This is a genomic window from Mesorhizobium sp. M1E.F.Ca.ET.045.02.1.1 (genome assembly GCF_003952485.1).
Taxonomy (GTDB): Bacteria; Pseudomonadota; Alphaproteobacteria; order Rhizobiales; family Rhizobiaceae; genus Mesorhizobium.
On sequence record NZ_CP034447.1, the window covers coordinates 2,394,336 to 2,418,756 of the forward strand.

A 24,421-nucleotide genomic window follows, 5' to 3' on the forward strand; every position below is an offset into this window, starting at 1 on the left:
GCCGTTGTTTGGCCACGGTTTCTGCAAAAAATCCCGAATGGGGACGACTTACCACGCGCCGGGCCTCTCTAAATCGATTGGAATTGAACAAAACGGCGCGTTGACATGCGCCCGGAGTTTGCTGAAAAGGGGCTTCGAGAGATGCCGATGTGGTTCGTGAGGGGATTTGGAATGGTTTTCGCCGGCAGGCTGCGCAAGCGCCTGGCCCTGCCGCTCCTGATCGTTGGCGCGGGTCTCAGCGCGCTTTGCACGACCTCGCCTGCCCGCGCCGACTTCCGCGTCTGCAACGCGACACAAAACCTGGTCGGCGTCGGCATCGGCTATCGTGCCAAGGCCGGCTGGATCACCGAGGGCTGGTGGCACATCGAAGGATCGACCTGCAAGACGCTGATCGAGGGACCGCTGTCATCAAGGTTTTACTATCTTTATGCAGAAGACGCCGAGCGCGGCGGGCGTTGGGACGGCCCGATCAACATGTGCGTCGCCGAAAAAGAGTTCAAGATTGCCGGCGTGAATGATTGCGTCGCCCGGGGCTTCCAGCGCGCCGGATTTCAGGAATATGACACGGGCGAGCAGGCAAGCTGGATGGTCCAGCTGACCGACGAGCCCGCAACGGGAGGCGCGCCAGCGACCCCTGCTCCGGGAACAAACAGTCAATGAGACGTATCCGCAAGGTCAAGATCCTCGCCACCATCGGTCCGGCTTCCTCGTCCGAGGAGATGCTGCGAAAGCTGTTCGAAGCTGGGGCCGATGTCTTCCGCATCAATATGAGCCATACGGACCACGAGCTGATGCGCACGCTGGTCGGCCGCATCCGCGCCGTCGAGGCGGCCGTCGGCCGACCGATCGGCATTCTCGCCGACCTGCAGGGACCGAAGCTCAGGGTCGGCAAGTTCGCCAACGGCAAGGAAGCGCTGACCGTCGGCCAGACCTTCACGCTCGACGACAATCCGGAACCCGGCACGTCCAGCCGGGTCTACCTGCCGCATCCGGAAATCCTGAGCTCGGTCGAGCCCGGTCACCGGCTTTTGATCGACGACGGCAAGCTGGAGCTCAAGGCGGTGAAGAGCGACGGCAAGTCAATCACCTGCACGGTCGTCGCCGGCACCGGCATTTCCGACAAGAAGGGCGTCAGCCTGCCCGACACCGACCTGCCGGTTGGCGCGCTGACCGAGAAGGATCGCGCCGATCTCGACGCGGTGCTTGCGGCGAGCGTCGACTGGGTGGCGCTGTCCTTCGTGCAGCGGCCGGAGGATCTGGCGGAAGCCCGCAAGATCGCGCGCGGCCGCGCGCTGATCATGGCCAAGATCGAGAAGCCGCAGGCGGTCGCCCGTCTGCCGGAGATCATCGAGCTGTCCGACGCGCTGATGGTTGCGCGCGGCGATCTCGGCGTCGAGATGCCGCTCGAAGCCGTGCCCGGCATCCAGAAGCAGATCACGCGCGCCGCGCGCCGCGCCGGCAAGCCGGTGGTGATCGCTACCCAGATGCTGGAATCGATGATCACCGCGCCGGTGCCGACCCGCGCCGAAGTGTCGGATGTGTCGATCGCCGTGTTCGAAGGCGCGGACGCGATCATGCTTTCGGCCGAATCCGCGGCCGGCGCCTATCCGGTCGAGGCGGTCGCCATGATGAACCGCATCGCCACCAAGGTCGAAACCGACCCGACCTATGCCGGCATCATCAACGCGCAGCGCTCGGAGCCGGAAGCGACCGGCGCGGACGCGATCTCGCTCGCCGCGCGCGAGATCGCCGAGACGCTGAAATTGTCGGCGATCATTACCTACACCGCCTCCGGCACCACTGGGCTCCGCGCCGCGCGCGAGCGTCCGCAGGTGCCGATCGTGGCGCTGTCGCCGATCGTCAACACGGCGCGGCGGCTGTCGCTCCTATGGGGCACGCATTGCGTGGTTTCGGAGGATGCCATCGACCTCGACGACATGGTCGACCGGGCCTGCCGCATCGCCCTCGACGAAGGCTTCGGCAAGCCGGGCGATCGCGTCATCATCACCGCCGGCGTGCCGCTGAGGACGCCCGGCTCGACCAACATGCTGCGTATTGCCTATGTGGGGTCGGAGACGCATTAGCCGTAAGAGCTGGTCTGCTGTGACCGCCGTTTGAAACCTTTTCAAGGTCGGCGCCGCCCCTCATCCGCCTGCCGGCACCTTCTCGCCGTATAGTGACGGGGAGAAGGGAGAAGCTTTGGCGTCAGCGCCATTGCTCCCACGTTGGCGATTGGCGAAATCGGCGATGACAGCGTTCTTCTCCCCGTCACTATCCGGGGAGAAGTGCCCGGCAGGGCGATGAGGGGCAGCGCTGCATTGAGGTCTTTCAAGCACGGCGGTGAAACTGCTCAGCCCAGCGCCAGCTCGGCGTCTGGAGCCCTGAGTTCCGGAAATCTGCCGGCGCCCTGCGTGTCGCCGGCTATCCGGCCTTCCACCATTCTTGCCATGGCTTGCAGGTCGACAGGCATGCCTGCGATCTTCTCGATGGCGCCGACGACAAGGTCGGGCGCGGTCCAGTCGGGCTTGTGGCCGAGATTACGGACCCAGACCAGTTCGGCGCCGGGAATATCGCGCTCGAGACCGACGGAATGGATGGTGGCGTAGACCACCTTGTCGCGGTCGCCGGAGATGACGACAGTCGCCGCCTTGATTTCACAGTAGTCCGGCGAGGCCTGGCGCACATAATCGTAGAGCTGAGCCATATCCCGGGCGTTGGCGCGGAAGGCAGGCGGCCGCAGCACCAGCGGGATCGAGGCCTTGCCGATGTAGTCGTCCGGCAGGTTGTTGGGTGAAAAGACGCAGGCCGTCGCGTTGCCGATCTGCAGCATGCCGGCGGGGTAGGCGAGCGTCTCGGAAAACAGCCAGCCGACGGCCGGAGTGGCCGTCAGTTTGTAATACCAGGCGGTCGCGCCGCCTGGCCAAGGATGGCTGACAGGCGCCAGGAAAACGAGGCCGAGCGTCTTTTCCGGATGCGCTTGGGCAAAGGCGGTGGCGGCCGCGCCGCCGAAAGAATGGCCGACGATGATCGCTTTTTCGATACCGAGGCGGTCCATCAGCGTGGCGATCGTGTCGGCCTGCGCCGCCAGCGTTTCGTTGTTGCCCGGCCCACGCTCGGACCAGCCGAAGCCGGGGCGGTCGAGGAACAGCATCTCGGCGCGGCCTTCGAGCAGCGGCCTCATCGGCAGCATCTGGTCCTTGAGGTTGGCGCTGGCGCCATGGATGAAGACGATCGGGGGCAAATCGGCGCCGGCCGGCGCCGGGATATGGACGTAGTGGATGCGGGCGCCATCGATGTCGATGAATGCGCCGGCCGGCGGGTTGCGACGCTCGATCAGCCAAGCGCCGGCGCGGGTGACGACGGCAAGGGCGAAGATGAGCGCAATGAGGAAGAGAAACGCGGCGCAGATGAGGTTCATGCGGAGGAGATACGGAAGTGGCGGGAAGTTAGTTTAGGGGAGTAGGGGAGTAGGGGAGTAGGGGAGTAGGGGAGTAGGGGAGTAGGGGAGTAGGGGAGCTGTTTCCTGGCCAATCTCTACCCTACTCCCTTATTGCCCTACTCCCCTACTGCCTTAAAGGAATCAAATACCCTCGCCGGCCAGCTCTTCCGACAGTGTCGAGACCTGGTCCTGAGCGCTGCGCATCATCGGATAGATGGTGAGCACCTTCTGCCAGGCTTCCAGCGCCGACTGCTTGTGGCCGGTTTCGGCCATGATCTGCGCCAGGCCGGAGAGCGCGCCGAAATGGCGGGGTTCGAGCTGCAAGGTGTGGTCAATGTCGGCCATCGACTTCCCGTAATTCTTCATCAGGAAATGCACGGTGGCGCGGCGGTTCCAGCCTTCGGCATAGCCCGGCTGCAAGGTCACCACCTGATCGAGGAAGTCGAGTGCGACGTCGAATTTCTGGTCTTCCGTCGCCTTCTGCGCCCATTGCATCATCAGGTCGATCGAGGCGCTGCCGGACTGGTTCCATTCATTCCAGATGCGGCCGGCGATCCGTTCGGCCGCCTTTTCGTTGCGCTCACGCTTCAGGTCGGTGAAGAGCTGATCAAGGCGGCCCTGCCTGGTCGAGGCGACCGGCGGCGGCGTGAGGGCGGGCGGCGGCGTGGCGGCGGGCGGCGAGGCAGGCTCCTCCGCCGACGCGGGCAGGCCGAAAAGGAGCAGAGCGGCGAAAGAAGCAAAAAGAATCCGCATCGCCGGAATCTAATGCCGGACGGCGGATCGTCAAAATGATTTTAGCGTGAGAGGGCCGGCGAACCGGCAATCGACATCAAACGGGCGCGGCGCTTGGTTCGTTTGTGGCGCCGCGCGCAAGTCTCAGCCCTGGCGCGCCTTGTAGCGCGGAGCAGTCTTGTTGATGATGTAGATGCGTCCCTTGCGGCGAACCAGCCGGTTGTCGCGGTGACGCGCCTTGAGCGCCTTGAGCGAATTCTTGATCTTCATGGTCTTGCCTATCCGGTCGGGGCCCGGTTCCGGGCCGAATTTTAAAGGCGCGCCCGGAAAAAGCGCGCCTTTGAACTTGCGTGGCTCATAAACGAGGAGCCTTGCTCCTGTCAACCGCAAGCGCGCCGTATAACCGGCGCAGGAGCCCACATCATCAAATATTCGCCATCGCGGCGACCTGGCATTGCGCGACTCAAGGCCGGCTGGAAAGGTGCCGCAACGCGAAGCGATTGGGAGATCCGGCATGCGCCGCCTGTTTTTGTCAGCCTGCCTTATGCTCGTGGCAACCGCTCCGGCGGCCTGGGGGCAGGAGTGCGACCGCAACGACGACAGCCAGCAGATGATGAATATCTGCGCCAACGCCGACTATGAGGCGGCCGACGCCAAGCTCAACGCCGCCTACAAGGATATCGTCAGCGGAAATGACGAGAAAGCCAACAAATTGCTGCAGACGGCGCAGCGCGCCTGGATCGCGTTCCGCGACGCCGAATGCGCTTATTCGGCCGCCGACAGCGAGGGCGGCTCCATCTATCCGATGGAGGTTTCGCAATGCCTGACGGAGCTGACCAACGAGCGCACCAAGCAGCTCACCTCCGGTGCCAATTGCAAGGACGGCGATCCGAGCTGCGCCAGCCCGGACGAGGACGAAGATCAGGATATGCAGTAACCAACGCTGGTCAGTTTTTATGGCTGATCCGGGTGAAATGACCCATCTTGCGGCCGGGGCGTGACTCGGCCTTGCCGTAGAGATGCAGCATCAGGTCGGGTTCGGCGAGCAGCGCCGGCACCTTCAGCATGTCGTCGCCGATCAGGTTTTCCATCACGCAATCGGAATGTCGGGCCGGTGAGCCCAGCGGCAGGCCGGCGACGGCGCGGATATGCTGCTCGAACTGCGAGACGAGGCAGGCGGCCTCCGTCCAGTGGCCGGAATTGTGGACGCGGGGCGCCAGCTCGTTGGCCAGCAGCGAGCCGTCGGCGAGGACGAAGAATTCGATGCCGATGACGCCGACATAGCCGAGCGCCGAGAGGATTTTCGCCGCCGCCTCCTTCGCCGCCGCGGCAGTTTCCGGCCCGATCGTGGCCGGTACCGTCGAGCTGCGCAGGATGCCCTCGCGGTGGATATTCTCGGCCGGATCGTAGGCGGCAACGCTCCCGTCAAGTCCGCGCGCGGCGATCACCGAAATCTCGTGCTCGAAGGCGACGAACGATTCGAGGATCAGCGGCACATTGCCCATCGCCTCGCAGGCGCCGGCAAAGCCGCCGGTTTCCATGTTGCGGAAGACGCGCTGGCCCTTGCCGTCATAACCCATGCGCCGCGTCTTCAAAACGCCGCTGCCGCCGAATTTCCTCAGCGCCACCGTCAGCTGGTCGTCATTGTCGACGGGGCAGAATTCCGCCGTCGGGATGCCGATGCCGTTCAGGAAACTCTTCTCGGTCACGCGATCCTGCGCGACTTCAAGGGCGCGGGCCGGCGGATAGACCGGAACGCGTGCGGCAAGCGTCTCCGCCGCCGCAACCGGGACGTTCTCGAATTCATAGGTGACGACGGCGCTGGCGACAGCGAGTTCGGCAAGCGCTCCCGGATCGTCATAGGCGGCGACGATCTGCCGGTTGGCGACCTGCGCCGCCGGACAATCGGCCTGCGGCTCCAGCACGATTGTGCGGTAGCCGAGGCGCGCCGCTGCCATCGCCAGCATGCGGCCGAGCTGGCCGCCGCCGATGATGCCGATGGTCGATCCCGGCGCCAGGCTCACGGCGTGTCCGCCGGCTCGCTGGCGACCTTGGCAGTTTGGGCCGCGCGCCAGGCGTCGAGTCGGGCGGCGAGTTTTTCGTCGTTCAGCGCAAGCACGGCTGCGGCGAGAAGCGCCGCATTGGCCGCGCCCGCCTTGCCGATGGCTAAAGTGCCGACCGGAATGCCGGCCGGCATCTGCACGATGGAGAGCAGCGAATCCTGGCCCGACAGCGCCTTGGATTCGACAGGAACGCCGAAGACCGGCAGCGGCGTCATAGCCGCCGTCATGCCGGGCAGATGCGCCGCGCCCCCGGCGCCGGCGATGATCACCTTGTAGCCGGCCGCCTTGGCGCCCTTGGCGAATTCATAGAGGCGGTCGGGCGTGCGGTGCGCCGAGACGATCAGCCTTTTGTGCGGAATGCCCAGCGCATCCAGCGTTTCCGCCGCCTGGCGCATCGTCGCCCAGTCGGACTGGCTGCCCATGATGATGGCGACGTCGGCACGCTGATCGGTCAAGGGTATCGCTCCCGGCGGCAAAGGCGCGCCTTAGCGGAATTCGCTACGAGCCGCAAGGATTCGGACGCGTTTGCGCACGATCGATGCTCCGGCCGACGCCTATCGCCAGCCACCAGAGGCGGCAATGCGCTCACCGGTTAGCCAAGACGCCTCATCGGAAGCGAGAAAGACCGCAACTCGGGCGACGTCCTCGGGCTGGCCGAAACGGCCGAGCGGGGTCTTCGCAATGATTTCCTTTTCGAACTCGCTGCCTACGACGCCTACCCGTTTCAGCCCCTCGGTGTCGACGCCGCCCGGAGCTATTGCGTTGACGCGGATGTTGCGAGCCCCGAGTTCCCGGGACATTGACAGCGTGATCGAATCCACCGCGCTCTTGGTTGCGGCATAGATGAGCGAATTGGGTTGCGGGTTCAGGCTGGCTATCGAGCTGATGTTGATGACACTGCCGCCCGCTGGGCCGAAATGTTTCGCCGCTTCCTGGATGGTCAGGATCGTGCCCAGCACGTTGGTGTCAAACTGGCGATGGAACTCGGCCTCGGTTACGGCTTCCAGCGGCTCGAATTCGAACACGCCTGCATTGTTGACCAGAATGTCGATGGTGCCGAAGGACGACTTCGCCGCCTCAAACAGACGGCGCACGTCGTCGCCCAGCGAGACGTCGCCCTGGATGGCTATCGCCCGGCCGCCACCTTCCTTGATCTCCGCAACGATGCGGTCAGCACCTTCCTTGGAAGTGGCGTAGTTGACGACCACGGCAGCGCCGGCTGCCGCCAATCCTCTGGCGATGGCGGCGCCGATGCCTTTCGAAGCGCCGGTGACGATAGCGACCTTTTCGGCCAGTCTGCTCATCAAATCTCTCCTTGTGTTGATGATGAGCCGTATCTGGTGATGATCGGAAGGCGTATTAGGATCAGCCTGATCATTTCTTTGGTGCCTGAATTCTGGAATGACGACAATCCTCGAAAAGACCGCCGGTCTTGTCGCCTTCGTTCGCACCGTCGATGCCGGTTCGTTTCACGCAGCCAGCCGTCTGCTCGGCTCCAGCCCGTCGGCGGTATCGAAAAGCGTGGCGCGGCTGGAACGGCGGCTGGGCGTGCGATTGATCCAACGTTCGACGCGCCACCTCGGCCTGACCAGCGAAGGCATCGCCTATTACGAGCGGGTCGCGCCGCTGCTGAGGGCGCTCGACGACGCTGAAGATATCGTCCAGATGGCCGATACGGCGCGGGGCCTGTTGCGAGTCACCGCACCCATCGAGCTCGGGCGCGGCCTGATCGCCTCGTGGGCGGAGCTCTTCCTTTCGCAACATGGCGAACTGAAACTGGAGCTCAGCGTCACCGACCGCCATGCCGACCTGATTCGTGAGGGCTACGACATGGCAGTGCGCCTAGGCGACCTGTCCGACACCGGTCTCGTCGCCCGCAAGATCGGCAATCTTCCGATCGTGCTGGTCGCCGCGCCCGTCTATATCGAGCGGCGGGGCCACCCGGCCTCGATAGACGCGCTGCAGGACCACGACTTCATCCGCCACCAGATGGCAGGGCGGCCCTATCCCGTCACTTTTGCGAACGGCACACAGATCGTGCCGAACGGGCGCCTCGACACCGACGACGGGGGCGCCATCCGGCAGGCGGCGCTTGCTGGAGCCGGTATCGCTCATCTGATGCAGTTTGCGGTGCAGAACGATCTCGATGCTGGTCGCCTGGTTCGCATCCTGCCCGGGGTGGCGATGCCTACCATGCCGGTCCATATCGTGCACGCGTTCGGGCGGCAGCTGCCGGTCCGGGCCCGCCTGTTCGTTGATTTCCTCGCAGGCCGGATGGCCGCCCTGTCAAGGTAGTTGCAGGCCGGTGCTAGTCCGGCCAGCGCAGCGCGCTGGCCGGATCCTTGCGCGCCGCTTTCATCGCATCCGCAGGACGCTCCTTCGCCGTCAGCACGGCGCGCAGGCGCTCGGCGACGATCTCCGCCTCGCCGGAGTGAAGGTTGCAGGGGTCGAGAAAAAAGTGACCGCGCTCGACCTCGTGGTTGCGCACGATGACCGGCGGCGAACCGGCGGCTAAAGCCGAGGCGAGGCCGGCGGCGGTGAAGCGGCTTTCCGGGCGCACGAAGACCTGCAGGCGGTCGAGTGGATTGGCCGTCGGATCCGGAATGATCTCAGCGCCGATGCCGGGAATGCCCTGGAGTGCGTCCTTCCACAGATTGAGCGCCGCCTCCTCGCGGCGACGGATCCCGGCATGGTCGCGCTTCTCCCAGGCCTCGAGCGCGGCCATGGTGCCGGCGATGCTTTCCTTGCCGACCTTCATGGCCCGCGCGACGCCGCGATTCTGCAGATAGGCGGCGCGCACCAGGTCCTTGCGGCCGGTGACGATGCCGCTGGTCGGGCCGCTCAGGAATTTGTGGCCGCTGTAGACGACGATATCGGCGCCGCGCGCGAGGAAGCTCCGCAAATCGTATTCCGAGGCCGCGTCGACGATCACCGGAATATTCTTGGCATGACAAATCTCGCAGAACTCCTCCAGCGAAAGCATGCCGTATTGCACGGTGTGGTGCGCGACGACGTAGAGTGCGGCCGCCGTGCGCTCGTTGATTGCCTCGCGCACGTGATAGTCCTGGGTGACGCTGACGGTGCCCGCCGGCACGACCTTGGCGCCGGCGACACGGATCGACTGGTCGATCGGCGCGCCGTAATTGACGATATGGCCGAGCTGGATGACGACCTCCGACTTCAGCCCTTCGTTGTCGTCCGGCAGCCGTTCGATGGCGAGCAGATTGGTGCCGGTCATCGCGCCGGCGATCGCCATGGTGATTCCGCTGGCGCAGCAGGCGGTGATAAAGCCGGTCTCGCCGCCGGTAAGGCGCGCGACGACGGTGCTCGCGGCGCGCTGCAGATCGTCCATCTCCACCCATTGCGAGGCGATCTCGGCCATGGCGGATATCGCCTCGGGAACGATGATCGAGGCGCCGAGCGTCGTCATCGTGCCGGAGACGTTGATGATCGGACGCAGCCCCAGCCGCTCGCGGATCGTGGTGTTGGAGCCGGTGTCGGAATAGGTTTTCATTGCAGTGGACTCCATGAAGGTCAGGCCGCGATCTCGACGACCGCTTCGATTTCGACGGTGATGTTACCAGGCAGCGAGCCGACGCCGATCGCCGAGCGCGCATGGCCGCCGATCCTGTCGAAGACTTCGGCGAAGAGGTCGGAGCAGCCATTGACGACTTTTGGGTGGTCGCTGAAGGTCGGTGTCGCGTTGACGAAGCCGAGCAGTTTCACCACGCGCACGATGCGGCCGAGATCGCCCGCCGCCGCATGCATGACGGCAAGCAGGTTGAGGCCGGTGAGGCGGGCATGCTCATAGGCTTCTTCGACGGTCACGTCCTCGCCGACCTTGCCGGTGCAGAGCGTGCCGTCGGCGCGCAGCGGCCCCTGGCCGGACAGGAAGATCAGCCGGCCGCTTTCGGCATGGGTGACGAAGTTGGCGATGGGCGTCGGCGGCTCGGGCAGCGTCAGGCCGAGTTCGGCGAGCCGGGTGTAAGGCGTCATGGAAGAATGCTCCTTGGACGGCGAAGGCCGTCCGATTTCAGAATTGCGAGGCGCGAAAGCGCGCCAGAAACGTGCGAAGACGCTCATTAGTCGTCTCCGCGGCGAGAACCTCTTTCGGCGGCCCGACGGCGCTGACGCCGCCATCGGCCATGAAGACGATGCGGCTGGAGGCATCGCGGGCGAAGGCCATTTCGTGCGTCACCATCACCATGGTCATGCCGTCCTCGGCGAGGCTCTTCACCACGGCCAGCACCTCGCCGACGAGTTCCGGATCGAGCGCCGAGGTGATCTCGTCGAGCAGGAGGATCTTTGGTTCCATGGCGACCGCGCGGGCGATGCCGACGCGCTGCTGTTGGCCGCCGGAAAGCTCCGCCGGCAGGCTGTCGGCCTTGTGGGCGAGGCCGACGCGGCCCAGCCAATGCTCGGCGATCGAGCGCGCCTCGACCTTGCTCTTGCCGCGCACCTTGGTGAGGCCGAGCATGATGTTGCCGGCCGCCGTCAGATGCGGGAACAGGTTGAAGCCCTGGAACACCATGCCGGTCTCGGCGCGCATGGCGGCCAAGTCGCGCTCGCTGCGCCGCTGGCGCGCGCCGCCGTCGCGGAAACCGACCTCCTTGCCGTCGATGCGGATCGAGCCGCTGTCGTAGCTTTCGAGGAAGTTGACGCAGCGCAGCAGCGTGGTCTTGCCACTGCCGGACGGGCCGATGACGGTGACCACCTCGCCCTTCGCCACCTTGAGGCTGACCGAGCGCAGCACCTCGACCGAGCCGAAGGATTTCGAGACCTCGGCAATGTCGAGAAGCGCTGCGCTGTCGTTGGAACTGGTGGCCATCGTGCTATTCCCGGATGAAGGCGAAGCGCTGCTCCAGCCGCCGGCTGGCGTATGAAAGCGCGTAGTTGACGGCGAAATAGAGCAGGGCGCCGAGGATATAGAGCGGCATCGCCTCATAGGTGCGGCCGATGACCTGGTTGATGGCCTGCATCAGATCGGTGATGCCGAGCAGCGAGACCAGCGCGCTGCCCTTCACCGCGTCGGTGACGCCATTGATCCAGGGTGGCAGGAAGCGGCGGAAAGCCTGCGGGAAGATGACGTAGGCAAGCCGCTGGCGGAAGGTCAGGCCGATCGCCATCGCCGCTTCCGATTGGCCCTTCGGGATCGAGGCGACCGCGCCGCGCAGATATTCGACGACCTGGGCGGTCTTGAACAGGGTCAGCGCCAGCACCGCCGCCCAGAAGGACTGGAGATGCACGCCGACGGCCGGCAGGCCGTAATAGACGAAGAAGATCAGCACCAGGATCGGAATGCCGCGAATGGTGTCGCTGAAGATGCGCACCGCCCAGCGCAGCGGCGCCGGCCCGTAAACGAGGCCGACGCCGAGAATGACGCCGGCAATCAGCGACAGCACCACAACGAGCAAGGACACCCAGAGCGTCAGCGCGAAGCCTTCGGCGAGGAACGGCAGGGCATAGGCGATCTGGCTCAACATCAGCGCGCCGTCCTGTACCAGCGCTCGACCAGCCGCAGGGCGAAGAGCAGGGCGTAGCCCGTCACCAGATACATCGCCGTGACCACGAGATAGACCTCGACGATGCGGAAGGTGTTGAAGTTGATCCACTGCGCTCCGTAGGTCAGCTCCGGCACCGAGATGACGGATGCGACGGACGTGTCCTTGAACAGCGAGATGAAGGTGTTGGACAGCGCCGGCAGCGTGATGCGCATCATCGTCGGCAGGCGCACATGCAGCAGCCGCTGCCAGGGCGTCAGGCCGATCGCCTTGCCGGCGTCGATCTGGCCGCGCGGCACGGCCTCCAGGCCGGAGCGGAACACCTCGACCAGATAGGCGCCGCTATAGAGGGCCAGGGTCGCCACGAAGGAGGTCTGCGCGCTGTAGGCGATGTCGATGACGGTCGGCAGACCATAGAAGACCAGATAGACCAAGAGGATCAGCGGCACGTTGCGGATGAATTCCACGTAAGCCGCAATGATGCCGCGCACGATGCGTCCGGCCGAGACATACCAGACCGCCAGCACCAGCCCGATGACGATGCCGATGGCGATCGAGATCACGGCAAGCTCGAGGCTGAGCAGTAGGCCGCCCGAGAGCTTGTCGAAATGCCGCCAGATCAGATTGAAATTGAGCGTATAGCCCATGCGTCCGTCTCAATGGCCTGCGATGGCGAACCTAGGATTCATTGTCGCACGGCCCGTGTCGAGGAGAAACAGGCGGAAGGACATCGCCTTCCGCCGGCTTGTGAAATGGGCCTTTTCAGATGACCGGGAAGCCAGGGTGGCGCGGCGGCGGCTCCTGGCCAAAATATTCCTTGAAGGCGGCATCGTAGAGCGCCGTCTCATGGCCGAACATGGCGATGGTGAAGGTCTGGTCGACGAAGGTCAGCCAGTCGAGATCGCCCTGTCTCAGCGCCGCGCCGTAAAGCATCGAGTACCAGCTCTTGCCGGCATCGAAATACTTGTCCGGATTGCGCGAGGCGAGCCAGCGCACGGTGGAGAGGTCGACCGCCGCGGCGTCGACGCGCTTGGATTCCAGCGCCTGCAGCACGTTGGCCTGGGTGTCGATCTGCATCACCTGCGCCTGCGGCAAGGCGTAATGCACCGAGGTCTCGGCATCGACATTCTGCAGGATCGAGACGCGGGTGGCTGAGCCTCCGGCCAGCAGCTTGTCGAAGGTCTTGTTCTCGGACGAAGGCAGCGTCAGCAGCGCGACGCCCTCGACATAGTAAGGCCTGGAGAAGTTGATGAGCTGCGAGCGCTGCGCGCTCATGGTCATGAACTGGATGGTGATGTCGACCTTGTTGGTGGTCACGTTCGGGATGCGCTGCGCCGGATCCTGCATGACGAACTCGACCTTGGTCGGATCGTCGAAGAGGCCCTTGGCGAGGATGCGCCCCATGGTGATGTCCATGCCGACCAGCTCGCCGGCATCATTCTCGAAATGCCAGGGCGCATTGGTGCTGCCGGTGCCGACGATCAGCTTGCCGCGGTCGAGCGCGGTGCGCAGCACGCTGTCGGATGCGGCTTGCGCGGCTGCCTTTTCGGCGCTGACCGCGGTGAGCGCGCCGGCGGCGGCAAGTCCCGCCATTCCCAATTTCAGAAAATCACGTCTGCCGGATGTGTCGTTCACGGCGACCTCCTTTGATGGTGTGTTCCCCAATGAAGCAGCGATGCATGCGCCGGTGATCGATAGGTATTGTCTCTTACAAGAGACGCATGTATCCTGTACAAGACAGATACTAGCATTAGGAATCGACAATGCAAGATGGCAAGACGCAGAGCGAATGGCAGGCCGCCGGCGTGGATGAAGAGAAGCCTGCCAATTCACGCGAGAAGGGCCTGAACCGGGTGCTTCACATTCTGGAGTTCCTGCACGCCAACCAGCGCGCGATCGGTATCGGCGAGCTGGCGAAAGGGCTCAACGCGCCGCGTTCGACGACCTATACGCTGGTGCGCGAGCTGGTCGATGCCGGGCTGCTGGAGATGGCCGGCGACGGCAATCGCGTCTATTTCGGCAAGAAGCTCTACCTCTATGGAATGGCCTATATGCGCGGCAACGATCTGCTCAGGCGCGGGCGGCAGGAGGTCGACACGCTGTCGCGCGAGACGGGGGAGACCTCGGAGCTCTGCATGCTGCAGAGCGGCCGCTACACGATCGTCCATTCGAGCCCCGGTACCCGGCCGTTCCGCATCAGCTCGGCCACCGGGCTGCAGATACCGCTTCCCTGGACCGCTTCCGGCCGGCTGCTGCTCGCCGGCCTCGAACGGAACCGTATCGAGGCGATGATCTCGGAAGAGGATCTCGTGCTGCCGGACGGCCGCAAGATCGAGCTCGATGATTTTGTCGATGATATCGGAAAAGCCCGCGTCACCGGCTATTGCGTGACGTCAGGCCTTGTCGACGCCTACACCAAATGCCTCGCGGCGCCGGTCTTCTCGTCGCCCGGCAAGATCGAGGCGACGATGTGCCTGGTGGTCCCGATCGATACGTCAGAGGAGCGGACAGGCGAACTGGTCGCGCTGCTGCGCGAGCGCGCGGCACGGCTCTCGATCTCGTAGCCTTCGAGCGAAGGAAAGCTCCGGTCAGGCGATGATGTCGGGGATGATGCGGTCTTCCAGCGCCATCAGCCGGTCCTTCAGAAGGAGCTTCTTCTTCTTCATGCGCTGGACCTGGAGCGGGTCGCAGCCCATGGCGATCATCGCGTTGATGGCGGCGTCGAAATCGGCGTGTTCCTGTTTGAGCCGGGAATATTCTAGGCGTATCTCAGCCTGTTCCTGTTCGGACATTATCTACCGTCTGCGTATGCGTCGCCCAAGGATGGGCCTGTCTGGGCGGGGCCGGTGGGGTTTGTGACCGGCGGGCAGCCCATATCACATTTCACATTGTCGTGGAATGCTACCACGCGGCATTCGACATCGAGATTGGTTGGTGGCAAAGTGTCACCGTGCCGTCACAGTAGCGACCTGCGGTGGAACGTGGCTGCGACGGCTGCAATCGAGGAAACCATGAAAGGGAGAACCAATCATGTCTCTTGCATCCCATCTTGATGAGCTGCAGCGGAAGCACGGCGACATCGAGCGCGAAATCACCGATGCGATGATGCATCCTTCGGTAGACGACCTCGAGATCGCCAATCTCAAGCGGCGCAAGTTGGCAATCAAGGACGAGATTGAAAAGCTGAAGGCGAAACCGACGGCACACTGAAGCTCCTCTAGGCAACATAGCCGCCATTGCGGCGCAATCATCCACCCGGTGGCTGTCATGCCACCGGCGTCTGGGTCTTACTCCGGATTTTGACCAGTTTCGGCAGCGGCGGCGCAGCTTGGACACCTTCGCCGCCGGAGTAGGGACTTGTGGTTTCGGCAATCAGTCAGGCAACCGATTTGACCGGCTGCCTGCCGCTTGCCATTGACAAGCCATCTTTGCTCCTCCACCTCATGCCCGGACCCTTGAGCATCCCTGCTCCAAGCAAAAGGCGGCCGGCATGACCGGATATTTTTCTTCTCCTTTCCCGCGCCGGACATCGATTGGTGTTTCGGTCGGCGACGTGATGGTCGGCGGCGGCGCGCCGGTCGTCGTGCAGTCGATGACCAACACCGACACGGCCGATGTCGACCAGACCGTCGCGCAGGTCGCGGCGCTCAATCGCGCCGGCTCGGAGATCGTGCGCATCACCGTCGATCGCGACGAGAGCGCCGCGGCCGTGCCGCGCATCCAGGAAAGGCTGTTGAGGCTCGGCGTCAATGTGCCGCTGGTCGGCGATTTCCACTATATCGGCCACAAGCTGCTCGCCGACCACCCGGCCTGCGCCGAGGCGCTGGCGAAATACCGCATCAATCCCGGCAATGTCGGCTTCAAGGAGAAGAAGGACCGGCAGTTCGCGGCGATCGTCGAAATGGCGATCAGATACGACAAGCCGGTACGCATCGGCGTCAACTGGGGCTCGCTCGACCAGGATCTGTTGACCCGGCTGATGGACGACAACCAGGCCCAGGGCTCGCCGCTCACCGCGCAGGAGGTCACCCGCGAGGCGATCGTGCAGTCGGCGATCCTGTCGGCCGAGCTGGCCGAAGAGATCGGGCTTGGGCGCGACAAGATCATCCTGTCGGCCAAGGTGAGCGGCGTGCAGGACCTGATCGCCGTCTATACCGAACTTGCGACGCGCTCCAACCATGCGCTGCATCTTGGCCTGACCGAGGCCGGCATGGGCACCAAGGGCATCGTGGCCTCATCCGCGGCGATGGGCATCCTCCTGCAGCAAGGCATTGGCGACACGATCCGCATCTCGCTGACACCGGAGCCGAATGGCGACCGCACCCGCGAGGTGCAGGTCTCGCAGGAACTCTTGCAGACCATGGGGTTCCGGCAGTTCGTGCCGATCGTCGCGGCCTGCCCGGGCTGCGGCCGCACGACGTCCACGGTGTTCCAGGAACTGGCCCAGAGCATCCAGGCCGACATCCGCAAGAACATGCCGGTATGGCGCGAGAAATATCCCGGTGTCGAGAACCTCAAGGTCGCGGTGATGGGCTGCATCGTCAACGGCCCCGGTGAGTCCAAGCATGCCGATATCGGCATATCTTTGCCCGGCACCGGCGAGACGCCGACGGCGCCGGTGTTCATCGACGGCAAGAAGGCGGCGACGCTGCGCGGCCCCTCGATCGCGCAGGATTTCGAGAAGATGGTCGCCGACTATATCGAGCAGCGGTACGGACACGGCAAAGCCGCTGCGGAATGAGCCCATGCGTCGTTTATGGAAGGCGACGCTTTTCCTGGTTTTGGGGTTGTGCTGGACCGGCGAAGCATTGGCCGATCCGCCGCAATCGGCCGCCAAACGGCTGATCGGCCGTGTCTGCGACCTGATCGAGACGCAGGCCGAACAAAACGCCCTGCCCAAGGATTTCTTCGCCCGACTGATCTGGAAGGAGAGTCGTTTCGACCCCAATGCGGTGAGCCCGGTCGGCGCGGAAGGCATCGCCCAGTTCATGCCGGGCACGGCCAAGCTGCGCGGGCTTGCCGATCCCTTCGACATCGAGCAGGCCATCCCGGCTTCAGCGAAATATCTCGCCGAGATGAAGGTGGGTTACGGCAATCTCGGCCTCGCCGCCGCTGCCTACAATGCCGGCGAGAACCGCGTGTCGCGCTGGCTGGATTCCGGCGGCTTCCTGCCGATGGAGACCGAAAGCTACGTCTTCGACGTCATGGGCGAACCGGTCGACAAGTTCTCCGACACCGCTTACGCCGGGACCATCCAGCCGCTCGATCCGAAGACCAGCTTCGCAGTCGCCTGCCGCCGGCTGCCGGTGATCATGTCGCAGACAGTCGCCATGGCCTCGATCAACGTCAAGCCGTGGGGCGTCCAGGTGGCGGGCAATTTCCGCCGCTCCGCGGCGATCGGCCAGTGGTTGAGGGTGCGCGGCCGGTTCCCGGCCTTGCTCGCCAGCCACGATCCGGTGGTGAGTCGCGTGCGAACGCCGATCGGCCGGCGCGGCATCTATGCGGTCAGAATCGGCGCCGACTCGCGCGCCGAGGCCAACGGTATCTGCAACAAGCTGCACAGCGTCGGCGGGGCGTGCGTGGTTATGCGCAATCGGTAGCTTTACGCATCGCAACGAAATTGGAGATGCTGGCGGGACAGAGGGGGGGTTGGCGGGAACTCGGCAGTCTTTGTAGAGACCCGTCTTTAGTCAATGGATGCTCAAGCCGTCTTCGCCGCCACGGTTTCGCTCAGCCAGGTGCCGATCTTGGCGCCGAGGCGGTCGGGGGAAACCGGCTTCGGCAGATAGTCGTCCATGCCGGCTTCGACGCATTTCTCGCGGTCGCCCTTCAGCGCATGCGCGGTGACGCCGATGATCGGCGTGTGGCTGCCGTTCTGCTCCTCGATCGCGCGGATGGCGCGCGTCGCCTCGTAGCCGTTCATCTCCGGCATGGAGACGTCCATCAGCACCAGCCGCGGCCGCAGCGAACGATACATTTCGACCGCGGTGCGTCCATTGCCGGCGATGCGGTAACTCAAGCCGAGGCCGCTGAGGATCTGGCCGAAGACCAACTGGTTCACGTCATTGTCCTCGGCGATCAGGATGTCGATCGGGCCGCTCGGCGCGGCGGTCGATTCCGGCGCGGCCGGGACAGGAACGACCGGGCCGCGGATGACGGTGAAGGCCGGCGCGGCCGGCTGGGCCACGACCGGCTCGCGCACGAAATGCGCCTTGGCGCCCTGCGTGCGCGCCTTCTGAATGGCGGAAATGACCGTGCCGAGCAGCACCGCCGAACGCGCCGGCTTGGTGAGATGCGCGACGATGCCGAAATCGATCACCATCCTGCCGAAATCGACCTGGTCGACCGAGGTGAGCAGCACGACAGGAATGGAGGAAAGGCGGCTGTCGGCGGCGATCGACCTGGCGACGTCGGCGCCGTTCATGCCGGGCATCTGGTAATCGAGGATGATGCAGTCGACCGATGCGCCGAGCTGGCAGGCGCGGTCGAGGAAGGCAAGGCCGACGGCGCCGCTCTCGGCCGCGGCGCAATCGAAGCTCCAGCTTCTTAACTGCTCCAGCAGAATCTCGCGATTGACGGGATTGTCGTCGATGACCAGCACGCGGGCGCCAGTGACGTCGACCGGCACGATCTCGTCACGCGCTGCCTGGCTGTGCGCCGGCAGCGGCACCGCGAACCAGAAGACCGAGCCGCGGCCGATCTCGCTTTCGACGCCGATCTTGCCACCCATCAGGTCGACGAGGCGGGCGGAGATGGCGAGGCCGAGGCCGGTGCCTTCGTGACGGCGGGTCGACGAGCCGTCGACCTGGGCGAATTTCTCGAACACGCTCTGCAGCTTCTCGGCGGGAATGCCGATGCCGGTGTCCTCGACGCGGACCTTGAGCTGGACCACGCCGTCGACAACATCGCCGCCGACATCGATCAGCACATGCCCCTTCTCGGTGAACTTCACCGCGTTGCCGAGCAGGTTGGTGACGATCTGGCGGAAGCGCCCGGCGTCCCCGACGACGAAGGCCGGCAAGCGCGGATCGACGCGCACGATGAGCTCGAGGTTCTTTTCGGCAACCCGGGCCGAAACCAGGGTGGCCACGTCCTCGACCGCCTCGGCCAGGCGGAAGGGCGCGGGGTCGAGCGTCAACTGGCCGGCATTGATCTTCGAGAAATCGAGGATGTCGTTGATGATGGTGAGCAGCGCGTTGCCGGATTTGACGATCACGTCGGTGAAGGTCTTCTGGCGTGGCGTCAGCTCGGTCTTGGCGAGAAGCTCGGCCATGCCGAGCACGCCGTTCATCGGCGTGCGGATCTCATGGCTCATATTGGCCAGGAATTCCGACTTGGCGCGGTCGGCCGCTTCCGCCTTGAACAGCGATGCGGCGGTTTCGGCGAAGGCGCGGCGGATCGCGTTCTCCATCGGCCGGAAGATCAGAATCGCCGCGATGGCGATCACGGCGATCAGCAGGCCGCTCGCCCACAAGAGCAGCCGGTCGCTGGAAGCGTCGGCGAGGTGCCGCTCGTCGTCGAGCGCGGTGCGCACGCGCACCAGCATCGGCTGGGCGAAAAGATCGTTCTGGTTGCGGATCTCGCGATAGCTCCATTCGTCGACTTTCTGGGCCACCGACATCAGGTTGAAGTTGCGTACCATGTCGCGCGCCGACCAGAACAGATCGCCGTTCACCGAAGCGGATTCCAGCGCGTTGAGGGTGTTGTTCGACAGGCGCGGCCTGATCGCCGCAAGCTGCGCGTTCAGGATCTCGATCTCGCCCGTCAGCCGTTCGGAATGGCCGCGCGCGGCGGTGGTCAGCGCCTCGCGCGTCTCGGCCCGCCAGGCCGTTCCGGTCGTCTCGGCGAAATTGGTGGCGTTGCGCAGGTCGCGGGAGAAGATGACGAAGTTGCCGCTCAGCGCGTCGACCTCGTGACGGTATGAATTCACGCGGTTGAGCGCGAACATGACGGCGGCCGAAGCCAGCGCGAAGACGAGCAATCCCGAAATATAGCGAATCCGGATCGACCGGATGAAGGAGGAGTACTCCGGCATGCGCAACCCCAAACCCGTACGCACAATTTTAACGGTCGGGATTACGCTTGATTTACATTAAGATTTCGTTGGTGCGCGGCCAGACATCGCCGGCGACGACACCAACGGTCGTAGTTGTTCCAGAACGGCCTTGCCAATCACGCCTCCGGGAAGGACCGAGTTCCTCGATGACTGTCGCATCAGGATAGGTGCTTCAAGCCCGATGTGACCAGATCTGTAACCAGCGGGTGCTTGGCCACGTAGTGCACCCCACAAGCAGCTACCTGACGTATATGAAACGCGCTTTGCAATTAGTTAATTAAGTGCTAATATAATCCGTCTTGTTACCGGTTGATTGACACACCAACTTAAAGAACTGGAGGGTGCGTTGCTGCGCGCCGCGATCCAGTTGTCGGATCGGCGCCGCGTTTGCGCATGGGTAAAATGTCCGCATCCAGAAGAGTGTCAGGAGGCGCGGCGGTCTAGCTGCCGCCGTTAGTGCCTCCTCCCCGAACATGCCTTGAAGACAGACCGCTCCGGTCAAGACCGGAGTGTATCGCTTTTCTTTTGTCTGCAGGTCACTGCCAGAGGTGACCTGCGATGAGGGAGATGGTGACTCTGGCCAACAAGGGAGTAACACATGTGTAGACAGTTGTTTTTGGCGGTTGCAACCGCCGTTTCCCTGGGCGGCGCGCTCATGCTTGGCACAGGCAACGCGGGAGCGCAGAATCTGTGCCCCGGCGTCTCGGCCACACAGTGCACAGACCTATGCGGCGATGCCGGGGTGGCTTCCTGCACGAAGACAGGGTCGACGCCCGATTGCGTCTGCAACACGACGACAAAGGACGTGAACGGCAACGCGTTCGGCACGGCGACGACGGATACTTCAAGCGGCCAAGGCAATTTGGGCAACAAGACCGAGACGAGCTGCACCGGCAATCCGGGGCATTGCAAGTAATGGCCGGAATGTCTCGCCTCGGGTATCTGCATTTGATGCGGCGTGGTCATTGCCTGACGCGAAGCTATGGGTAGTTGAAGTCCCGCCCGCTCACGAGCCAGGGCGAACAGCCGGGAGAGCCCCGCCCTCCCGGCGATATGGATTAGGTCGCACATGATGATGCGCAGTGTCCTGTTTGCGGCGGTGATCGTCGGCGCGGCAACGATGCCGGAGGCTTCGCTCGCACCGTCGCTGACGTCGGGGGCCGAGCAGATTTCATCAGCTTTCCGGCAGCTGCTGATGCAGGTGAAGCCTACGCACTCCGAAGCGCTGAAGAGGCCGGCATACCAAACCGAAGTTGTGGAGCGGGGCGACATCGTTACGACCGTGCAAGCCGCCGGTACGCTCAATGCACTGGTGGTCGTGGAAGTCGGGTCTCAGCTTTCCGGCCGGATCAAGGAGCTTTACGCCGATTTCAATTCCAAGGTGACCTTGGGCCAGGTCATCGCGCGTGTCGAACCGGAAATGTATGAGGCCCGGGTGGCCCAGGCCGAAGCCGAACTGGAGATGGCGCAGACGCAGGTCTTGGTGCAGCAGGCGCAGATCGAACGAGTCCGGGCCGAACTGGAGACCGCTGAAGCCAAGCATGAAGCGGCGGTGGGTCAGAACAGGCGTGCGCAAATAGGGCTTGCCGAGGCGCTCCAGGACATGGAACGCAAGCGACCGTTGGCACAGCGCAATGTCATTACGGCAGGCGAATGGGAGCGCACCCAGAACGCGCACGAATCGGCTGAAGCACAGGCCACATCCATCGGCGCGGAGGAGTTGTCGCAACTGGCCGCCGTCCGCGCCGCCCAATCAAGCGTCAGCATGGCTGATGCGGAGCTTGCCAACATGCTGGCCCAGGTCAAGCAGAGGGAAGCCATGCTTCGGCAGGCCCGGATCGATCTTGAGCGGACGTATATCCGAGCGCCGGTCACCGGCACAGTGGTCAATCGTGCGGTGAGCGGCGGTCAGACACTGGCGGCGGGCTTGCAGACGCCGATCCTGTTCACCATAGCCAAAGACCTGACGCAGATGCAGGTCGAAGCAACGGTGGTCGAAGCCGATATCAGTCGTTTTGCCGTAGGACAGCCAGTCACTTTCACTGTTGATGCCTATCCCGATCGCGTTTTCGGCGGCTCGGTGAAGCAGATCCGCAAGGCGCCGCAAATCGTGCAGAATGTCGTCGCCTATGTCGTTGTGGTGGCTGCCGAAAACCCGGAAGAGCTTCTGCTGCCGGGGATGACCGCCAATCTCGAAGTGGTGGTGGCAAGACGGGAACATGTTCTCAAAGTGCCCAATGCCGCCCTGCGTTTCCGCCCGAAGGATACCAGGCCGGACGGGCGTCGCCTCGCAGTTATCCCTTCATCCAAGCTCGCAGCGGACCGCGGCATAGAGCCTGGATCGGCCGGCCAGGTGTTCGTGTTGGGACCGCATGATGAACCAAGGCCGGTACCGCTTCGTCTCGGGATCACTGACGGCCGAACGACGGAGGTTGTGGCTGGCGATCTCACCGAGACGCAGCCGGTGATCGTTGGGCCCGCCGCACCCGGCCCGGAGGACGAGGCGTCTTCCGTGCTGATCAGGTTCCGCTTTCAGTGAGAGAGCTCGCCGTGGCCCTGATCGAAGTCGAGGACGTACACCGCAGCTACCGCATCGGCGGCTCATGGATCAGAGCGCTCGACGGCGTGAGCCTGACAATCCAGCAGGGTGAATTCGTCGCCGTGAAGGGACCGTCGGGTTCGGGCAAATCCACCTTCATGAACATCCTGGGCTGCCTCGACCGGCCGACCAAAGGCAGATACCGGCTGGATGGGATCGATGTCGGCCGCCTTCATCACGATGCGCTCGCGGCTATCCGCAACCGCAGCGTCGGCTTCGTGTTTCAGTCATTCAATCTGCTGCCACGTGCCAGCGCCCTGGAAAATGTCGAGCTGCCGCTCCTCTATCGTCGTATGTGGCCGGGCGAGCGCCGCCGGCGCGCGCTTGCGATGCTCGAAAAGTTCGGTCTGGCGAACCGGGCGAGTCACAAGCCGGCCGAGCTGTCGGGCGGTCAGCAGCAGCGCGTCGCCATTGCCCGCGCTCTGGTCACCGGGCCCTTGGTTCTGCTTGCCGACGAGCCGACCGGTGCGCTCGACAGCCAGACCGGGCAGGAGATCATGAGTATCTTCCGCGATCTGAATGGTGAAAGCCTGACGGTCGTTGTGGTTACGCACGAGACAGAGGTTGCCGCCAATGCCGATCGCATCGTGACCTTCCGAGATGGCCGCGTGGTGCCTGAGGATTCCGAGACGCGGAGCGGCTTGAATTCGGGCGACACCTGCCATCTGTCGCTGGTTCGCAGCAATGCCCGGTAGCGTCAGAACAGCTCTGCGGTCGCTTCGCGCTCACCATCTGCGCAGCACGCTCACCATGCTGGGCATCGTCATCGGTGTTGCCGCCGTCGTCGTGATGATCGCGGTGGGGATCGGCGCTCGCGACCGAATCGCGGCCCAGATCCGCAGCCTCGGCGCGAACCTTATCGTGGTGACGCCAGGCAGTGTGCGCATGGGCAGCGTGCGTTTGGGCAGCGGCGCCGCGCCGCAGCTGAGCGAAGACGACGCGCTAGCGATCCAATCGGAGATCCCCGGTGTGGTCGTGGCGGCACCACTACTGCATGCCCGCGAGCAGCTCACCGTCGGATCGCTGAACTGGCAAGGCGTGCTTCGCGGCGTGACGCCCGGCTATTTTACGGCGCGGGAATGGCGCGTGATCGCGGGTCGGGAGATGACCTCGGACGACGACCGACGCGCCGCCAACGTGGTGCTCCTCGGCACGACGATGCGCGAGAAGCTGTTTGGCGAGACCGATCCTGTCGGCTCTGCTATCCGCATTCGTGGCGTGCCGTTCACGGTCATAGGCCTGCTGGAGCGGAAGGGGCAAAGCGTTTGGGGTGAGGACCAAGACGATGTGGCGCTGGTACCGCTGAGAACGGCACGACGCCAATTTGTCGGCACGAGCCGGGCCAATCCCGCCCTCGTGCACAATATCACCGTCAAGTTCGCCGACTGGTTATCGGCCGATGATGCGATGGCAGCCATCCGCGATCTCCTGTGGCAACGTCACCGGTTGCGGGCAGGTCAGGAAGACAGCTTCATGATCAGCAACCTTGCGGAAGCCGCCGATCTCGAGGGTTCGACTACGCGAGTCGTGTCGCTGCTGCTTTCCGCCGTCGCCTCGGTCTCGCTCGTGGTGGGCGGCATCGGCATTATGAACATCATGCTGGTGACGGTGACGGAGCGCACCCGCGAGATCGGGCTCCGGCTGGCGGTCGGTGCGCGTCGACGCGACATCCTTGTCCAGTTTGTCGTCGAGGCAATGACGCTCGCCTCGCTGGGTGGAATGCTAGGCGCGCTTGTCGGCATCGCCGCCGCAACCGGCATCGGCGCCTTTGCCCGATGGCCGGTGGTCATCGACATCAGCGCGGTGCTGCTGGCCGTCAGTTTCGCCGCCTGCGTGGGTGTTTTCTTCGGCTATTATCCCGCCCGCAAGGCGGCACGGCTTCAGCCTATCGACGCCTTGCGCGCTGAGTGACCTTCCGGGTCGGCCGCGGTCGGAGCATCGAAGCTACCGCAGTTATTCGAGACCTGGCGGCGAGCAGTCGCTCCTGGAGCATGGCTGACAAAGCCGAAAGGGCGTTAATCGCTCGCGCTT

The 24,421-nt window shown here is 64.2% G+C and carries 25 protein-coding genes; 11 read left to right on the plus strand and 14 right to left on the minus strand.

What is annotated here, in order from left to right:
* Positions 1–105: 105 nt before the first annotated feature.
* Both EJ070_RS11610 and pyk read left to right on the plus strand, forming a co-directional pair.
* Positions 106–660, plus strand: coding sequence for a DUF1036 domain-containing protein (locus EJ070_RS11610; RefSeq protein WP_189350488.1), 555 nt, complete (start codon positions 106–108; stop codon positions 658–660).
* On the plus strand, positions 657–2,084 hold the full coding sequence (gene pyk, locus EJ070_RS11615) for a pyruvate kinase (RefSeq protein ID WP_126091492.1): 1,428 nt from the start codon (positions 657–659) through the stop codon (positions 2,082–2,084). The genes EJ070_RS11610 and pyk overlap by 4 nt, the downstream gene beginning before the upstream one ends.
* Before the next feature lie 266 nt (positions 2,085–2,350).
* Here the strand turns inward: pyk and EJ070_RS11625 are convergent, their stop codons facing one another.
* The 3 genes from EJ070_RS11625 to ykgO form a co-directional block, all read right to left on the minus strand.
* Positions 2,351–3,418, minus strand: coding sequence for an alpha/beta hydrolase (locus EJ070_RS11625; protein ID WP_126091493.1), 1,068 nt, complete (start codon positions 3,416–3,418; stop codon positions 2,351–2,353).
* A 162-nt stretch (positions 3,419–3,580) separates the two neighbouring features.
* Positions 3,581–4,192, minus strand: coding sequence for a hypothetical protein (locus EJ070_RS11630; protein WP_126091494.1), 612 nt, complete (start codon positions 4,190–4,192; stop codon positions 3,581–3,583).
* A 123-nt stretch (positions 4,193–4,315) separates the two neighbouring features.
* Positions 4,316–4,441, minus strand: coding sequence for a type B 50S ribosomal protein L36 (ykgO, locus tag EJ070_RS11635; RefSeq protein ID WP_040974291.1), 126 nt, complete (start codon positions 4,439–4,441; stop codon positions 4,316–4,318).
* A gap of 244 nt (positions 4,442–4,685) precedes the next feature.
* On the opposite strand from ykgO, the gene EJ070_RS11640 reads away from it, so the two are divergent.
* Positions 4,686–5,108, plus strand: a complete 423-nt coding sequence (locus EJ070_RS11640; protein ID WP_126091495.1) for a lysozyme inhibitor LprI family protein — start codon at positions 4,686–4,688, stop codon at positions 5,106–5,108.
* 10 nt (positions 5,109–5,118) lie between these two features.
* Here the strand turns inward: EJ070_RS11640 and EJ070_RS11645 are convergent, their stop codons facing one another.
* From EJ070_RS11645 to EJ070_RS11655, 3 genes are all read right to left on the minus strand, one after another.
* Positions 5,119–6,195 (minus strand): 5-(carboxyamino)imidazole ribonucleotide synthase, encoded by a 1,077-nt coding sequence (locus tag EJ070_RS11645; RefSeq protein WP_126091496.1) that lies wholly within the window; start codon positions 6,193–6,195, stop codon positions 5,119–5,121.
* The gene (purE, locus tag EJ070_RS11650) at positions 6,192–6,689 is read right to left on the minus strand and encodes a 5-(carboxyamino)imidazole ribonucleotide mutase (protein WP_126091497.1); all 498 of its coding nucleotides are present in this window, start codon (positions 6,687–6,689) and stop codon (positions 6,192–6,194) included. The genes EJ070_RS11645 and purE overlap by 4 nt, the downstream gene beginning before the upstream one ends.
* A 99-nt stretch (positions 6,690–6,788) precedes the next feature.
* Positions 6,789–7,538, minus strand: coding sequence for a glucose 1-dehydrogenase (locus EJ070_RS11655; RefSeq protein ID WP_126091498.1), 750 nt, complete (start codon positions 7,536–7,538; stop codon positions 6,789–6,791).
* A gap of 97 nt (positions 7,539–7,635) precedes the next feature.
* On the opposite strand from EJ070_RS11655, the gene EJ070_RS11660 reads away from it, so the two are divergent.
* The gene (locus EJ070_RS11660; RefSeq protein ID WP_126091499.1) at positions 7,636–8,529 is read left to right on the plus strand and encodes a LysR family transcriptional regulator; all 894 of its coding nucleotides are present in this window, start codon (positions 7,636–7,638) and stop codon (positions 8,527–8,529) included.
* Positions 8,530–8,542: 13 nt separating this feature from the next.
* Here the strand turns inward: EJ070_RS11660 and EJ070_RS11665 are convergent, their stop codons facing one another.
* From EJ070_RS11665 to EJ070_RS11690, 6 genes are all read right to left on the minus strand, one after another.
* Positions 8,543–9,748 carry an aminotransferase class V-fold PLP-dependent enzyme gene (locus tag EJ070_RS11665; protein ID WP_126091500.1) on the minus strand — a complete coding sequence of 402 codons (1,206 nt, stop codon included), beginning with the start codon at positions 9,746–9,748 and terminating at the stop codon, positions 8,543–8,545.
* Between the two features lie 20 nt (positions 9,749–9,768).
* On the minus strand, positions 9,769–10,230 hold the full coding sequence (locus EJ070_RS11670) for a RidA family protein (RefSeq protein ID WP_126091501.1): 462 nt from the start codon (positions 10,228–10,230) through the stop codon (positions 9,769–9,771).
* A gap of 37 nt (positions 10,231–10,267) precedes the next feature.
* Complete coding sequence (locus EJ070_RS11675; RefSeq protein WP_126091502.1) at positions 10,268–11,062, minus strand: amino acid ABC transporter ATP-binding protein; 795 nt, start codon at positions 11,060–11,062, stop codon at positions 10,268–10,270.
* Between the two features lie 4 nt (positions 11,063–11,066).
* Entirely contained in the window at positions 11,067–11,717 is a 651-nt protein-coding gene (locus tag EJ070_RS11680; RefSeq protein WP_126091503.1) for an amino acid ABC transporter permease, read from the minus strand.
* On the minus strand, positions 11,717–12,382 hold the full coding sequence (locus EJ070_RS11685; protein WP_126091504.1) for an amino acid ABC transporter permease: 666 nt from the start codon (positions 12,380–12,382) through the stop codon (positions 11,717–11,719). The genes EJ070_RS11680 and EJ070_RS11685 overlap by 1 nt, the downstream gene beginning before the upstream one ends.
* Positions 12,383–12,497: 115 nt before the next feature.
* Complete coding sequence (locus EJ070_RS11690) at positions 12,498–13,370, minus strand: transporter substrate-binding domain-containing protein (RefSeq protein WP_126091505.1); 873 nt, start codon at positions 13,368–13,370, stop codon at positions 12,498–12,500.
* Between the two features lie 128 nt (positions 13,371–13,498).
* Here EJ070_RS11690 and EJ070_RS11695 point away from each other — a divergent pair, with 128 nt between their 5' ends.
* The gene (locus EJ070_RS11695; protein ID WP_126091506.1) at positions 13,499–14,299 is read left to right on the plus strand and encodes an IclR family transcriptional regulator; all 801 of its coding nucleotides are present in this window, start codon (positions 13,499–13,501) and stop codon (positions 14,297–14,299) included.
* Between the two features lie 24 nt (positions 14,300–14,323).
* Here the strand turns inward: EJ070_RS11695 and EJ070_RS11700 are convergent, their stop codons facing one another.
* Entirely contained in the window at positions 14,324–14,527 is a 204-nt protein-coding gene (locus EJ070_RS11700; RefSeq protein WP_126091507.1) for a DUF465 domain-containing protein, read from the minus strand.
* 238 nt (positions 14,528–14,765) lie between these two features.
* Here EJ070_RS11700 and EJ070_RS11705 point away from each other — a divergent pair, with 238 nt between their 5' ends.
* From EJ070_RS11705 to EJ070_RS11715, 3 genes are all read left to right on the plus strand, one after another.
* A complete protein-coding gene (locus EJ070_RS11705; RefSeq protein ID WP_126091508.1) occupies positions 14,766–14,945 on the plus strand; it encodes a YdcH family protein in 180 nt (59 codons plus the stop codon).
* A 280-nt stretch (positions 14,946–15,225) separates the two neighbouring features.
* Entirely contained in the window at positions 15,226–16,476 is a 1,251-nt protein-coding gene (gene ispG, locus EJ070_RS11710) for a flavodoxin-dependent (E)-4-hydroxy-3-methylbut-2-enyl-diphosphate synthase (RefSeq protein WP_126091509.1), read from the plus strand.
* Positions 16,477–16,480: 4 nt separating this feature from the next.
* Positions 16,481–17,335, plus strand: a complete 855-nt coding sequence (locus tag EJ070_RS11715) for a lytic transglycosylase domain-containing protein (protein WP_126091510.1) — start codon at positions 16,481–16,483, stop codon at positions 17,333–17,335.
* 101 nt (positions 17,336–17,436) lie between these two features.
* Here the strand turns inward: EJ070_RS11715 and EJ070_RS11720 are convergent, their stop codons facing one another.
* Complete coding sequence (locus EJ070_RS11720; RefSeq protein WP_126091511.1) at positions 17,437–19,770, minus strand: response regulator; 2,334 nt, start codon at positions 19,768–19,770, stop codon at positions 17,437–17,439.
* A gap of 1,090 nt (positions 19,771–20,860) precedes the next feature.
* Here EJ070_RS11720 and EJ070_RS11725 point away from each other — a divergent pair.
* The 3 genes from EJ070_RS11725 to EJ070_RS11735 are packed head-to-tail and all read left to right on the plus strand — an operon-like array spanning position 20,861 to position 24,301.
* Complete coding sequence (locus EJ070_RS11725; RefSeq protein ID WP_126091512.1) at positions 20,861–22,330, plus strand: efflux RND transporter periplasmic adaptor subunit; 1,470 nt, start codon at positions 20,861–20,863, stop codon at positions 22,328–22,330.
* An 11-nt stretch (positions 22,331–22,341) separates the two neighbouring features.
* Positions 22,342–23,085: an ABC transporter ATP-binding protein gene (locus EJ070_RS11730; RefSeq protein WP_245464851.1), complete on the plus strand. Its 744-nt coding sequence runs from the start codon at positions 22,342–22,344 to the stop codon at positions 23,083–23,085.
* 55 nt (positions 23,086–23,140) lie between these two features.
* A complete protein-coding gene (locus tag EJ070_RS11735; protein ID WP_245464852.1) occupies positions 23,141–24,301 on the plus strand; it encodes an ABC transporter permease in 1,161 nt (386 codons plus the stop codon).
* Positions 24,302–24,421 lie beyond the last annotated feature (120 nt).

Excerpts from the sequence above, each read along its gene's own strand:
- EJ070_RS11625 (WP_126091493.1), bottom strand. The coding sequence starts at position 3,418 with ATGAACCTCATCTGCGCCGCGTTTCTCTTCCTCATTGCGCTCATCTTC.
- ispG (WP_126091509.1), top strand. The coding sequence starts at position 15,226 with ATGACCGGATATTTTTCTTCTCCTTTCCCGCGCCGGACATCGATTGGT.
- ykgO (WP_040974291.1), bottom strand. The coding sequence starts at position 4,441 with ATGAAGATCAAGAATTCGCTCAAGGCGCTCAAGGCGCGTCACCGCGAC.
- EJ070_RS11700 (WP_126091507.1), bottom strand. The coding sequence starts at position 14,527 with ATGTCCGAACAGGAACAGGCTGAGATACGCCTAGAATATTCCCGGCTC.
- EJ070_RS11720 (WP_126091511.1), bottom strand. The coding sequence starts at position 19,770 with ATGCCGGAGTACTCCTCCTTCATCCGGTCGATCCGGATTCGCTATATT.
- EJ070_RS11685 (WP_126091504.1), bottom strand. The coding sequence starts at position 12,382 with ATGGGCTATACGCTCAATTTCAATCTGATCTGGCGGCATTTCGACAAG.
- EJ070_RS11630 (WP_126091494.1), bottom strand. The coding sequence starts at position 4,192 with ATGCGGATTCTTTTTGCTTCTTTCGCCGCTCTGCTCCTTTTCGGCCTG.
- EJ070_RS11735 (WP_245464852.1), top strand. The coding sequence starts at position 23,141 with ATGCTGGGCATCGTCATCGGTGTTGCCGCCGTCGTCGTGATGATCGCG.
- EJ070_RS11640 (WP_126091495.1), top strand. The coding sequence starts at position 4,686 with ATGCGCCGCCTGTTTTTGTCAGCCTGCCTTATGCTCGTGGCAACCGCT.
- EJ070_RS11665 (WP_126091500.1), bottom strand. The coding sequence starts at position 9,748 with ATGAAAACCTATTCCGACACCGGCTCCAACACCACGATCCGCGAGCGG.
- EJ070_RS11675 (WP_126091502.1), bottom strand. The coding sequence starts at position 11,062 with ATGGCCACCAGTTCCAACGACAGCGCAGCGCTTCTCGACATTGCCGAG.
- EJ070_RS11725 (WP_126091512.1), top strand. The coding sequence starts at position 20,861 with ATGATGATGCGCAGTGTCCTGTTTGCGGCGGTGATCGTCGGCGCGGCA.
- EJ070_RS11680 (WP_126091503.1), bottom strand. The coding sequence starts at position 11,717 with ATGTTGAGCCAGATCGCCTATGCCCTGCCGTTCCTCGCCGAAGGCTTC.
- EJ070_RS11715 (WP_126091510.1), top strand. The coding sequence starts at position 16,481 with ATGCGTCGTTTATGGAAGGCGACGCTTTTCCTGGTTTTGGGGTTGTGC.
- EJ070_RS11610 (WP_189350488.1), top strand. The coding sequence starts at position 106 with ATGCGCCCGGAGTTTGCTGAAAAGGGGCTTCGAGAGATGCCGATGTGG.
- EJ070_RS11670 (WP_126091501.1), bottom strand. The coding sequence starts at position 10,230 with ATGACGCCTTACACCCGGCTCGCCGAACTCGGCCTGACGCTGCCCGAG.
- EJ070_RS11705 (WP_126091508.1), top strand. The coding sequence starts at position 14,766 with ATGTCTCTTGCATCCCATCTTGATGAGCTGCAGCGGAAGCACGGCGAC.
- pyk (WP_126091492.1), top strand. The coding sequence starts at position 657 with ATGAGACGTATCCGCAAGGTCAAGATCCTCGCCACCATCGGTCCGGCT.
- EJ070_RS11660 (WP_126091499.1), top strand. The coding sequence starts at position 7,636 with ATGACGACAATCCTCGAAAAGACCGCCGGTCTTGTCGCCTTCGTTCGC.
- EJ070_RS11695 (WP_126091506.1), top strand. The coding sequence starts at position 13,499 with ATGCAAGATGGCAAGACGCAGAGCGAATGGCAGGCCGCCGGCGTGGAT.
- EJ070_RS11655 (WP_126091498.1), bottom strand. The coding sequence starts at position 7,538 with ATGAGCAGACTGGCCGAAAAGGTCGCTATCGTCACCGGCGCTTCGAAA.